Below are 12,532 nucleotides of genomic sequence, written 5' to 3'. Positions count from 1 at the left end.
AGCTCGACACGAGGAATGCCGTTCCATGCCGCAAGTAGATCCAGACCTGTTCGATCGCGGCCAGTTTCAGGCCGAATTGGCCTTGAAGGCCAGCCCCATCGCGGCGTTCAAGAAAGCGATCCGCAGAGCAAGAGACGTCCTCGACAACCGGTTCAGGTCGGGCCGCGATATCCGTCGCCTGATCGAGGATCGTGCCTGGTTCGTGGACAACATCCTGCAACAGGCCTGGGATCAGTTCGAATGGAGTGAAGACGCCGACATCGCCCTGCTGGCAGTCGGCGGCTACGGTCGCGGCGAGCTGCACCCGTACTCGGACATCGACCTGCTGATCCTGCTGGAAAGCGATGACCACGAAGTGTTCCGCGAACCTATCGAGCGTTTTCTGACGCTGCTGTGGGATATCGGCCTGGAAGTGGGGCAAAGCGTACGCTCCGTCGATGAGTGCGCGCAGGAAGGCCGAGCCGATCTGACGGTGATCACCAACCTGATGGAAAGCCGCACCATCGCCGGCCCCGAGCATCTGCGTCAGCGCATGCTGGAAGTCACCAGCACACAGCACATGTGGCCGAGCAAGGAATTTTTCCTGGCCAAGCACGCAGAGCAGAAAAAGCGCCACCACAAGTACAACGACACCGAGTACAACCTCGAACCCAACGTCAAAGGCTCGCCCGGTGGCCTGCGCGATATCCAGACCATTCTCTGGGTGGCGCGGCGCCAGTACGGCACCCTCAACTTGCACGCGCTGGCAGGCGAAGGCTTTCTGCTGGGCAGCGAAAACGCACTGCTGGCCTCCTCTCAGGAGTTTCTCTGGAAAGTGCGCTACGCCCTGCACATGCTGGCCGGACGATCCGAAGACCGGTTGCTGTTCGATTATCAGGTTCGCATCGCCGGGCTGCTAGGCTATGAAGACAACGATGCCAAACTGGCCATCGAGCGCTTCATGCAGAAGTACTACCGCGTGGTCATGAGCATCGCGGAGCTGAGCGATCTGATCATTCAGCATTTTGAAGAAGTGATTCTCTCCGACGACGACGGCACACCCCAGCCGATCAACTCGCGCTTCCAGTTGCACGACGGCTATATAGAAGCAACGAACCCGAACGTCTTCAGACGCACGCCGTTCGCCATGCTCGAGATTTTCGTGCTGATGGCCCAGCACCCGGAGATAAAGGGCGTGCGTGCCGACACGATTCGCCTGTTGCGCGAGCACCGGCACCTGATCAACGATGACTTCCGCAACGATATTCGCAACACCAGCCTGTTCATCGAGCTGTTCAAGTGCGAAATCGGTATCCATCGCAACCTTCGTCGTATGAACCGCTACGGCATTCTCGGCCTGTACCTGCCGGAGTTCGGCCACATCGTCGGGCAGATGCAGCATGACCTGTTCCACATCTATACCGTCGATGCGCACACGCTGAATCTCATCAAGCACCTGCGCAAGCTGCAGTACACCGAGGTCTCCGAGAAATTTCCGCTGGCCAGCAAAATCATGGCCCGCCTGCCGAAACCGGAATTGATCTACCTCGCCGGGCTGTACCACGACATCGGCAAGGGCCGTGGCGGCGACCACTCGGAGCTTGGTGCCGTCGACGCACAGGCCTTTGGCACGCGCCATCACCTGCCAGCATGGGACAACCGGCTTATCGTCTGGCTGGTGAGCAACCACTTGGTGATGTCCACCACTGCGCAGCGCAAGGACCTTTCCGATCCGCAGGTCATCCACGATTTCGCCCAGTTCGTGGGCGATGAAGTGCATCTGGACTACCTGTATGTGCTGACCGTCGCCGACATCAATGCGACCAACCCGACCCTCTGGAATTCATGGCGCGCCAGCCTGTTGCGCCAGCTGTACACCGAGACCAAGCGTGCCTTGCGTCGCGGCCTCGAAAACCCGGTTGACCGCGAAGAGCAGATTCGCCGCACCCAGACGGCCGCGCTGGACATTCTGGTGCGCAGCGGTACAGACCCTGATGACGTAGAGCAGCTCTGGTCAGCGTTGGGCGATGACTATTTTCTGCGCCACACCGCAGGCGATGTGGCCTGGCACAGTGACGCGATTTTGCAGCAGCCTGCCGATGGTGGCCCGCTGGTGCTGATCAAGGAAACCACGCAGCGTGAATTCGAGGGCGGCACCCAGATATTCATCTATGCGCCGGACCAGCACGACTTCTTCGCCGTGACCGTGGCCGCGATGGACCAGTTGAACCTGAACATTCATGACGCGCGCATCATCACGTCCAGCAGCCAGTTCACACTCGACACCTACATCGTGCTGGATCACGAGGGCGGCTCGATCGGCAACAATCCTGAACGCATTCAGGACATCCGCGATGGCCTGACCGAGGCGCTGCGCAACCCGGACGATTACCCGACGATCATCAAGCGCCGCGTGCCCCGCCAGCTCAAGCACTTTGCCTTCGCTCCGCAGGTCACCATTCACAACGACGCCCAGCGCCCGGTAACGGTGCTCGAACTGCTGGCACCCGACCGGCCCGGCCTGCTGGCACGCATTGGCAAGATTTTCCTGGAGTTTGACCTGTCGTTGCAGAACGCCAAGATTGCAACCCTGGGTGAACGCGTGGAAGACGTTTTCTTCATCACCGACGCCAACAATCAGCCGTTGTCCGATCCGCAATTGTGCAGCCAGCTGCAGGAGGCCATCGTCAAGCAACTGAGCGTCAACTCAGAGCCCGGCGGCGACCTGCGGATCAGCATATGAACACTGGGGGCCGCCCCCCGTCTCATCGCGAGTGGCGATGAAACGGGAGCAGACCCCAGGCCAACCGAATCGACTCAACGCAGCTCATTGAGGAACACGCTCCATGAATAACGCCATGCAACTGCTTCAGCCCTACCCTTTCGAGAAGCTGCGCGCTTTGCTGGGAAGCGTAACGCCCAACCCGGAAAAACGCCCGGTGGCGCTATCCATTGGCGAGCCGAAGCATCGCTCACCCGATTTCGTTGCCAAGGCTCTGGCAGACAACCTTGATCAGATGGCGGTTTATCCCACCACACTGGGCATTCCCGCGCTGCGCGAGGCCATTTCCGGCTGGTGCAACCGTCGATTCGGCGTGCCGCAGGGCTGGATCGATCCAGCGCGCAACGTATTACCGGTCAACGGGACGCGCGAAGCCCTGTTCGCCTTTACCCAGACAGTCGTCAATCGCAGCGATGACGGCCTGGTGGTGAGCCCGAACCCGTTCTATCAGATCTACGAAGGCGCGGCTTTTCTGGCAGGTGCTCAACCGCACTATCTGCCATGCCTGAGCGATAATGGCTTCAACCCTGATTTCGATGCAGTCAGCGTGGATATCTGGAAGCGCTGCCAGATCCTGTTTCTGTGCTCGCCGGGCAACCCGACCGGCGCGCTGATCCCGGTTGAAACCCTGAAAAAACTCATCGCGCTGGCTGACGAACATGACTTCATCATTGCCGCAGACGAGTGCTACAGCGAACTGTACTTCGACGAGCAGACCCCACCGCCGGGCCTGCTCAGCGCCTGCGTCGAGCTGGGTCGCCAGGACTTCAAACGCTGCGTGGTGTTCCACAGCCTGTCCAAGCGCTCCAACCTGCCGGGCCTGCGTTCTGGGTTTGTGGCGGGCGACGCCGAGATCCTCAAGGCCTTCCTCCTGTACCGCACCTACCACGGCTGTGCCATGCCGGTACAAACCCAGCTGGCCAGCATCGCCGCCTGGAACGACGAAGAGCATGTTCGCGCCAATCGTGACCTGTATCGCGAGAAATTCGATGCCGTGCTCGACATTCTCGCCCCGGTGCTGGATGTACAACGCCCGGACGGTGGCTTCTACCTGTGGCCGAATGTCGGCACCGATGACGCTGCATTCTGTCGCGACCTGTTCGTCGATCAGCATGTCACCGCAGTGCCGGGCTCGTACCTTTCGCGGGAAGTCGACGGCGTCAACCCGGGGGCTGGCCGAGTGCGCCTGGCGCTGGTAGCGCCGCTGGCCGAGTGTATCGAGGCTGCCGAACGCATCCGCGCATTCGTGCTCAAGTAAAACACTCGCCCCGCCGCATGCAATGTGCGGCGGGGTAATTAGTTACCACCTGCCGCACCCCGCATGACCGTACCTTCGTGACTCATTTTTATGCTTGCCAAACAGCGAGCCCATTATCACGAAGGAACACCTATGCCCGCTTCATCCAGTCAAACCGTAAAGCTGCCGTTCTCCTGCTCGATGCGAGACGCCGCGGACTATCACGCATCCTATGAGGTAGCGATCCAGGAAAACCCGGCCAATGCGACCATCACACCCACCTACGAATCAGAAACCGGCTACGACATTGAAGGATCAGAGCGTCAGCCAAGAATTCTGGTGTCGTTTACCAAATACTGGGCACGCGGACGAACCCTGAAGATTTTCTTCCAAAAGAATCCGCCGGCGGCCATGACCGACCCGATTGTAGAAGCTGCGAAAAAATGGCTGCCTCACGTGAACCTCAAGTTCGAATTCGTGACTGATGGCGCAAGCGACATTCGCATCGGTTTCAATACGAACCTGAACTGGAGTGAGCTGGGCACCGACGCCCTTCTGGTGCCTCAGGATCAGGCCACCATGGAATTCAATTTCAATGAGCTGTACGCCCCGGACCTGACAGCAAAACCGGAACTTGCACGCATCGTGCTGCATGAGTTCGGCCATGCCCTGGGCGCGGTACACGAGCATCAGCACCCCCAGGCCAACATCCCCTGGAACGAGCCGCTTCTGCGCACGCTTTTACTGCAAGCTGGCTACAGCGATGAGCTGATCAGCAGAAACTTTCTGGATCGATACGAGGCCGCTGACTTCCATTACTCCGCTTACGACCGCGACTCCGTCATGCATTTCGATATCCCCAACGGCCTGAGCCTCGGCGACTTCGAGATCATCAACGTCGGCAAGACGCTCAGCCCGAAAGACATCGAAGTGATGAGTTCTATCTACCCGGATCGCACCAATTCGAAATTCGACACGCCATAAATGAATCTGTGAGACTGACAGCAACAACCTGCAAGCAATCAAGCGCCACGTACTTCCATCAGTGAAGTGTGGCGCGACGGCTTCTGTAAACCCAGGGTTACTGGCGGGTTCGCATCCTTTCCGCCACCCACCCGACCGCCCAGCTTACGGGGTCGTGGGATTGCATGGGCATCAGCGGTTTGCCTTCGCGCGCTGCCAGCCTGCCCTCCACCTCGGCCTGGGCGTGAATCCAGATAGTGCTCTGCTTGAAGCCCTCGGCACGCTGACGTTCCCTGTAATAGCGCTGCCGGACAAGCGCCTCCTGACGCTTCTTATCTTGTTCAGACATAACGCGACCCAGTATTAAAGTTGAACGTCATCATTATCCGACGCGGCTTATCACTCAAGCTGATGACGGTGAAACTTTCTTAATGATAGTTATTGATGTTACCTATGCTCATTCCGACGCCAGATCCACGCAGCGCAGCGTTGAGTCGAATGACGTGGCATAATGTCCGGCTAAATTGCAAGGAGAAGCAGTGGGGAGTATCGAGCAAGATCAGCCACCCCGCCTTAAAACAATGACTTACACTCTGTTTGGCATCAAAGCCTGCGACACGATGAAAAAAGCCCGTACCTGGCTCGACGAGCATTCCGTGAGCTACGAATTTCATGATTACAAGACACAGGCCATTGATCGCGAACACCTGACGCAATGGTGCGATGAACATGGATGGCAGGTCGTACTGAACCGCGCCGGCACTACGTTTCGCAAGCTCGATGACGGACAAAAGGCCGATCTCGACCAAGCGAAAGCCGTCGAACTGATGCTCGCGCAGCCGTCCATGATCAAGCGCCCGGTGTTTGATCTGGGCAATAAAACCCTGATCGGCTTCAAACCTGACCTGTATGCAGCGGCTTTACAGTAAGCCCAAGCGCTTCTGAAAGCCCCTTGATAAAGCTAAGAGGTATTTGCATGTCCACTACTCTGTTCAGCCTGGCCTTCGGCGTCGGCACTCAAAATCGTCAAGGCGCGTGGCTGGAAGTGTTCTACGCCCAGCCATTGATCAACCCGTCGGCAGCGCTGGTCGCGGCCATCGCACCTGTTCTGGGTTACACAGACGGCAACAAGGCGATCACCTTCAACGTCGATATGGCTTACAAGCTGGCCGAAGCGGTAAAACCGGTAGACGCGACCCAGGCCGCACTGCTGACTCGCCTGGCTGAAAGCCAGAAGCCACTGGTTGCGACGCTGCTGGCTGAAGACGCAACACTGACATCGACTCCCGAGGCGTACCTAAAGCTGCATCTGCTGTCGCATCGCCTGGTCAAGCCGCACGGCCTGAATCTGGCGGGTATCTTCCCGCTGCTGCCTAACGTTGCCTGGACCAGTCAGGGCGCGGTTGATCTGGCCGAGCTGGCCGAACGCCAACTTGAAGCACGCCTCAAGGGCGAGCTGCTGGAAGTGTTCTCGGTCGATAAATTTCCGAAAATGACCGACTACGTCGTGCCAAGTGGCGTGCGCATCGCCGACAGCGCTCGCGTGCGCCTGGGTGCCTACATCGGCGAAGGCACCACCGTGATGCACGAAGGCTTCGTCAACTTCAATGGCGGCACCGAAGGCCCGGGCATGATCGAAGGCCGCGTTTCCGCAGGCGTATTCGTCGGCAAGGGCTCGGACCTGGGCGGCGGTTGCTCGACCATGGGCACGTTGTCCGGTGGTGGCAACATCATCATCAAGGTCGGCGAAGGCTGCCTGATCGGTGCCAACGCCGGTATCGGCATCCCGTTGGGCGATCGCAACACCGTTGAATCGGGCCTGTACGTGACCGCAGGCACCAAGGTCGCGCTGCTCGATGAAAACAACGCGCTGGTCAAGATCGTCAAGGCCCGCGAGCTGGCGGGTCAAAATGATCTGCTGTTCCGTCGCAACTCGCAGACCGGCGCCGTGGAATGTAAAACCCACAAGTCGGCCATCGAGCTGAACGAAGCACTGCACGCTCATAACTGATGCTGTGCGCGGACTCAACGCTATCAAGCATTGAGTCCGCCCCCACAGTCTGGACGAACAATGCCCCTCCTCTCTCCCTGGCGCGCCGATTTTCCGGCCATCGCCGCACTGCAAAGGCAAGGCCAGACGTATCTGGACAACGCCGCTACCACGCAAAAACCGCAGGCGCTGATTGATGCCCTGACTCATTACTACACCAACGGTGCCGCCAATGTACATCGCGCCCAGCATTTGCCAGGCGCGCACGCTACCCAGGCGTTCGAGGCCAGCCGCATCAAGGCTGCCCACTGGCTTAATGCTGGCGAAAGCGGGCAGATCATCTTCACCCACGGTGCCACTTCTGCGCTGAACCTGCTCGCCTACGGGCTGGAGCATGAATTTACCGCGGGCGACGAGATCGCCATCAGCGCTCTGGAACACCACGCCAACCTGTTGCCATGGCAGCAACTGGCTCAGCGCCGCGACCTGAAACTGGTGATTCTGCCGCTTGACCTCGACGGCGTGATTGACCTTGACGCCGCAGCCAGCCTTATAGGGCCACGCACGCGCCTGCTAGCGGTCAGCCAGCTTTCCAATGTGCTCGGCACCTGGCAACCGCTGGCGCGCCTGATCGCCCTGGCTAAAGCACAAGGTGCACTGACGGTAGTGGACGGCTCGCAAGGCGTAGTTCATGGTCGTCATGACGTGACGGCACTGGGCTGTGACTTCTATGTATTTTCCAGCCACAAGCTTTATGGCCCGGAAGGACTCGGCGTGCTGTACGGGCGCAACGACGCGTTGCCGAGCCTGACGCACTGGCAGTTCGGCGGAGAAATGGTGCTGACTGCCGACTACCAGCACGCAAAATTTCGCCCTGCACCGCTGGGCTTCGAGGCGGGCACGCCGCCCATCGCCAGCGTGATCGGCCTGGGTGCCACGCTGGGCTATCTGGACAGCCTCGATCATCAGGCGGTCGCTGAACACGAAGCCGGGCTGCACCGCCGCTTGCTGGAAGGCTTGCAACAGCGCGATGGTATACAACTGCTGGGCGCTCCGGACCTGGCATTGGTCAGCTTTGTCGTGGACGGCGTACACAATGCCGATCTTGCCCATTTACTGACCGAACAGGGCGTCGCCGTGCGCGCGGGTCATCATTGCGCGATGCCGCTGCTCGAGACGCTCGGCTTGCCTGGCGCAATTCGGGTTTCATTGGCGCTGTACAACGATTCGGATGACCTGCTGCGGTTCTTCAGCGCACTGGATCAGGCGCTGGAGCTGCTTCGATGAGTCTTCCTGCGCAGGCCCGGACCGCTCTGGAAACTTTCGCGCAACCGCAGAGTTGGGAACAGCGCGCGCGCCTGCTCATGCAATGGGGCGACCGTCTGCCGCCCCTAAGCGACGCCGAGAAATCGGACGAGCATCTGGTGCATGGCTGTGAAAGCAAAGTATGGCTGACTGGCGAGATCGGCACCGATGGCTGGCGCTTTCGGGCCAGCAGCGACGCAAGGCTGATTCGCGGGCTGGTGGCGCTGCTGCTCGCCCGCGTGAACGGGCTGTCAGCCCAGGAGTTGCAAGCCGTGGACTTGCCTGACTGGTTCAATCAACTGGGCCTCGGACGCCAGCTTTCACCTTCGCGCAGCAACGGCCTGAATGCCGTGCTGCAGAAGATGCGTGAATTGACTCAAGCCTGATCAGCCGCAACAGCCGCCGGTTTTGCACGTTCGGACGGCCGCCGTGTGCCGGCAACCAGTTTGTCGACGGCGCGAGTGGCGGCGACCATGCCGAACGTGGCGGTGACCATCATGACCGCACCAAAGCCACCGGCGCAGTCCAGCTTGACACCATCACCGATGAACTTCTTTTCCAGACAAATGCTGCCGTCAGGCTTCGGGTAGCGCAGTTGCTCGGTGGAAAACACGCAAGGCACGCTGTAGTGGCGGTTCGGGGTGCGTGAAAAGCCGTAGTCGCGACGCAAAGTGGAACGCACCTTGGAAGCCAGCGGGTCATTGAACGTGCGGTTCAGGTCAGCGATCTGGATCAGCGTCGGGTCGATCTGCCCGCCCGCCCCGCCGGTGGTGACCATTTGAATCTTGCGTCGTTTGCACCAGGAGATCAGCGCAGCCTTGGCATTGACGCTGTCGATGCAGTCGATCACAAAGTCCATGTCCGGGGTGATGCACTCGGCCATCGTGTCGCGCGTCACGAAATCAGACACCGCATGCACAACGCAATCAGGGTTGATCGCCCGGATGCGCTCGGCCATCACCTCGACCTTGGGCCGCCCAACGGTCGTGTCCAGCGCGTGCAACTGGCGGTTGCTGTTGCTGACACAGACGTCGTCCATGTCAAACAGCGAAATCTCGCCAACGCCACTGCGCGCCATGGCTTCCGCAGCCCACGAGCCCACGCCGCCGATGCCAACGATCGCTACATGAGCCGCGCGCAGGCGTGCCAGCCCCTCAATGCCATACAAACGGGCAATGCCTGCGAAACGTGGATCGTCTGTGCTCATGATCAATACCCCGAAAACCGGCGCGCATTATAGGGGGTTGTCGAGGGTTAAGACACCCGGCTTATTGCCCAGTCGCGATCAGCGCTGACGGTGCAAAAAACCTTTGTTTAGCAGCGACAACGCAGAAAAGAGTCTAAGTGCCGGCACCACCTGGCACCTCAATGCCGCTAGGGTTAATAGACGCGACAGGAAGTCGCGATATCGATACACCGCATGGAGCACAGTTCAGACATGAATAAAGATTCAGGCAAGGCAGGCACGTGGCCGGCAAAACTGTTCAAAACCAGACTCAATCATCCGCCCGACTGGCCTGCAATGATCTCTGGCGTGGCCTACGCCCCTTTTCGACCGGGCCAAAGCCCCTACAAACAGATTTTTCCGACGCGTGATCAGATAAGAGAAGACCTGCTGCTACTTCGAAGCATGACACGGAATATAAGAACTTACTCGGTGGAAGGGACATTGATGCATATCCCTGAACTCGCCGAAGCACTGGGCATGAATGTCACGCTTGGCGTGTGGATAACAGAGGATGAAACGCACAATATCGAGGAAATAAATGCAGGGATCGAACTCGCCAACCGTTACTCCAGCGTGCAACGCCTGGTCCTGGGAAATGAAGTCCTGTTTCGTGATGATGTTCCCATCGATCTGCTTATTCACTATCTGCAGACCGCACGACGTGCCGTCAATGTGCCTGTTTCGACCTCCGAGATATGGACACAATGGTACGAGACGCCGGAACTCGTCAGGCATGTCGACTTCATTGCGGCTCATATATTGCCTTTCTGGGAAGGCGTTTCAGCGCTGGACGCGAGCGTGATCGTTCTGGCACACGCGAACGAACTGAGAGCGAGATTCCCTGACAAACCCCTCATACTTTCCGAGATTGGCTGGCCAAGCAGGGCCATTGCAAAGCGGCGGATGACAACCTCTGATGCAGAGCACTCGATATACCTGCGCAACCAGATTCCGTTACTCGATCAGCACGGCTATGACTATTATGTGATAGAAGCCTTCGACCAGCACTGGAAGACTGAAGAAGGCCTGCCCGGCCCTAATTGGGGTTTATTCGATGCAAAGCGCAGATTAAAACTGCACGTCAGCGGCCCGGTAAAAATGCCGGTCAACGTGCTTTCGGAACTACTCAGGCTTATCACCCGCCTTAGACCGGAATCGTGGCCTTCAGGCGCCTTGATAATCGCTCTGGCTTGTTACGCATTGACAGGGCTCGGCATGCACTACTCGCAGCCACTGCCCGTCTGGCTCGCGCTGCCTGTTGCCTTTATCTGGGCTGCCTGCGTACTGACTTACACAGGTATCGAAACGCACGAGTTCCTCGAAGCCTGCTGGGGACCGGATGACCCACGCTCTTTCTACCCCCTTCATTGCCCTGTTGGCACCGCCCCGAAAGTTTCCCTGCATGTCCCGTGCTACAACGAACCTGCGGACATGGTGAAACGGACTCTCGACACGTTGCAAAAGCTGGAGTACCCGGACTTTGAAGTGCTGGTCATCGACAATAACACTCAGGACCCGGCCATCTGGAAGCCTATCGAACTATATTGTCAGCAGCTCGGCCCTCGGTTCCGGTTTTTTCATGTCAATCCACTTCCCGGATTCAAAGCAGGTGCACTTAACTACCTGTTGAGACATACCGCTGAAGACGCAGAGGTGGTAGCGGTCGTCGACGCTGATTATTGCGTCCATCGACAGTGGCTCAAGCATATGGTCCCGCACTTTACGGACCCCAAGGTTGCAGTCATTCAATCACCGCAGGATTATCGCGACAGTCACGAAAGCCTGTTCAAGCGTTGCTGTCAGGCCGAGTACCGAGGCTTTTTCAACATCGGCATGGTGATCCGTAACGATCACGATGCAATCATTCAACACGGCACCATGACACTAATCCGCCGATCAGCACTGGACCGGCTGGGCTGGGCGCAATGGTGCATATGCGAAGATGCCGAACTTGGTCTGCGTATGCTGGAAAATGGTTTTTCCACTGGTTACGCCGCTACCAGCTATGGCAAAGGACTGACTCCCGATACGTTCATGGACTTCAAGAAACAACGATATCGCTGGGCATATGGAGCTATGCAAATTGTCAAGCGGCACGCCGGAAGCCTGATTGCAGGAAATTGCGCGTCCCTGAACGCGATGCAACGCTACCATTTCGTTGCGGGGTGGATGCCGTGGATGGCAGAAGGAATGAATTATCTGTTGACGCTGGCCGCGTTGGCCTGGTCGATGGTAATGATCCTTAAGCCCGAGACTTTCGGGCCTCTGCCCTGGATATTTTCTACGCCATTGATACTCATGTTTGCCCTGCGCTCGCTCAAGATAGTTGTGCTCTACCGGCAGGTGGTCAGCACAAACATCAAAGAGGCACTGGCGGCGATACTGGCCGGCATGGCGCTTTATCCGACCCTGGGCAAGGCAGTGCTGGCGGGCCTTGTCACCTCGGGGATGCCATTTTTCAGAACGCCCAAACATTCCTCTGCAAACCGGATCGGACAAAACCTGCTCGATGTAAGGGAAGAACTCTCTACCTTGGCGATCTCTTGGATCACGATTGTGCTTTTGTTCACAAACAAGGCATACATCGATACGAATTCCGGTTTCTGGATTGCAATGCTGTGCGCACAGTCACTCCCTTACCTGGCGGCAGTCATCATGGCTATCCTGTCGGCTCGGGCAAACCGCCCTTCACAGCCCACAACCTGACCTATCCACAGCGCACGATAAACGACGGCCCCAGGCCGTCGTTTTGCTTTAAGATATCCGCCTTTTCGCGCCCAAAGTCTTGCTACCGGAGTTATGTACATGACGGCCCCCGCCGACCTCTCGCCCACCCTCCAACTTGCCTGCGACCTGATCCGCCGACCATCGGTCACGCCGGTCGATGCCGATTGCCAGACGGTGATGATGCAGCGCCTGGGCGATGCCGGCTTCAAGCTTGAGCCGATGCGCATCGAAGACGTCGATAATTTCTGGGCCACTCACGGCACCGGCGACGGCCCGGGGCTGTGTTTCGCCGGTGCCGAGACCGATATCGTATGCCGTCTT

Annotated in this window: 10 protein-coding genes; 8 read left to right on the top strand and 2 right to left on the bottom strand. The window is 58.5% G+C overall.

All coding sequences use genetic code 11. The features are described 5' to 3' along the window. The first annotated feature begins 25 nt into the window (after positions 1-25). The 3 genes from DW49_RS0112620 (at position 26) to DW49_RS0112610 (ending at position 4,982) form a co-directional block, all read left to right on the top strand. On the top strand, positions 26-2,722 hold the full coding sequence (locus DW49_RS0112620) for a [protein-PII] uridylyltransferase (RefSeq protein WP_007245412.1): 2,697 nt from the start codon (positions 26-28) through the stop codon (positions 2,720-2,722). A 103-nt stretch (positions 2,723-2,825) separates the two neighbouring features. Continuing rightward, positions 2,826-4,019 (top strand): succinyldiaminopimelate transaminase, encoded by a 1,194-nt coding sequence (gene dapC, locus DW49_RS0112615; protein WP_005615965.1) that lies wholly within the window; start codon positions 2,826-2,828, stop codon positions 4,017-4,019. 132 nt (positions 4,020-4,151) lie between these two features. Beyond that, positions 4,152-4,982, top strand: coding sequence for a matrixin family metalloprotease (locus DW49_RS0112610; protein ID WP_005615963.1), 831 nt, complete (start codon positions 4,152-4,154; stop codon positions 4,980-4,982). 97 nt (positions 4,983-5,079) lie between these two features. Here the strand turns inward: DW49_RS0112610 and DW49_RS0112605 are convergent, their stop codons facing one another. After that, positions 5,080-5,310 (bottom strand): hypothetical protein, encoded by a 231-nt coding sequence (locus DW49_RS0112605; RefSeq protein WP_024419708.1) that lies wholly within the window; start codon positions 5,308-5,310, stop codon positions 5,080-5,082. Positions 5,311-5,542: 232 nt separating this feature from the next. Here DW49_RS0112605 and DW49_RS0112600 point away from each other — a divergent pair, with 232 nt between their 5' ends. Genes DW49_RS0112600 through DW49_RS0112585 form a run of 4 tightly spaced genes read left to right on the top strand, consistent with a single transcriptional unit; the run spans position 5,543 to position 8,642 of the window. Then, the gene (locus DW49_RS0112600; protein ID WP_024419709.1) at positions 5,543-5,890 is read left to right on the top strand and encodes an ArsC family reductase; all 348 of its coding nucleotides are present in this window, start codon (positions 5,543-5,545) and stop codon (positions 5,888-5,890) included. Positions 5,891-5,937: 47 nt separating this feature from the next. Then, positions 5,938-6,972 (top strand): 2,3,4,5-tetrahydropyridine-2,6-dicarboxylate N-succinyltransferase, encoded by a 1,035-nt coding sequence (gene dapD, locus DW49_RS0112595; RefSeq protein ID WP_003377783.1) that lies wholly within the window; start codon positions 5,938-5,940, stop codon positions 6,970-6,972. Positions 6,973-7,032: 60 nt separating this feature from the next. Beyond that, a complete protein-coding gene (locus DW49_RS0112590; RefSeq protein ID WP_005615958.1) occupies positions 7,033-8,238 on the top strand; it encodes an aminotransferase class V-fold PLP-dependent enzyme in 1,206 nt (401 codons plus the stop codon). Beyond that, positions 8,235-8,642: a SufE family protein gene (locus DW49_RS0112585; RefSeq protein WP_005615956.1), complete on the top strand. Its 408-nt coding sequence runs from the start codon at positions 8,235-8,237 to the stop codon at positions 8,640-8,642. Before DW49_RS0112590 ends, DW49_RS0112585 begins: the two co-directional genes overlap by 4 nt. Here the strand turns inward: DW49_RS0112585 and tcdA are convergent. Beyond that, entirely contained in the window at positions 8,633-9,463 is an 831-nt protein-coding gene (gene tcdA / locus DW49_RS0112580) for a tRNA cyclic N6-threonylcarbamoyladenosine(37) synthase TcdA (protein WP_005615955.1), read from the bottom strand. The genes DW49_RS0112585 and tcdA overlap by 10 nt on opposite strands. 213 nt (positions 9,464-9,676) lie before the next feature. Here tcdA and DW49_RS0112575 point away from each other — a divergent pair, with 213 nt between their 5' ends. After that, the gene (locus DW49_RS0112575) at positions 9,677-12,190 is read left to right on the top strand and encodes a glycosyltransferase family 2 protein (RefSeq protein ID WP_024421272.1); all 2,514 of its coding nucleotides are present in this window, start codon (positions 9,677-9,679) and stop codon (positions 12,188-12,190) included. The last annotated feature ends 342 nt before the right edge of the window (positions 12,191-12,532 follow it).

The sequence above is a fragment of the Pseudomonas avellanae BPIC 631 genome (assembly GCF_000444135.1).
GTDB classification, from domain to species: Bacteria; Pseudomonadota; Gammaproteobacteria; order Pseudomonadales; family Pseudomonadaceae; genus Aquipseudomonas; species Aquipseudomonas avellanae.
Note: the sequence above shows the minus strand (reverse complement) of the source record. Positions and strands in the feature narration are given on the sequence as shown.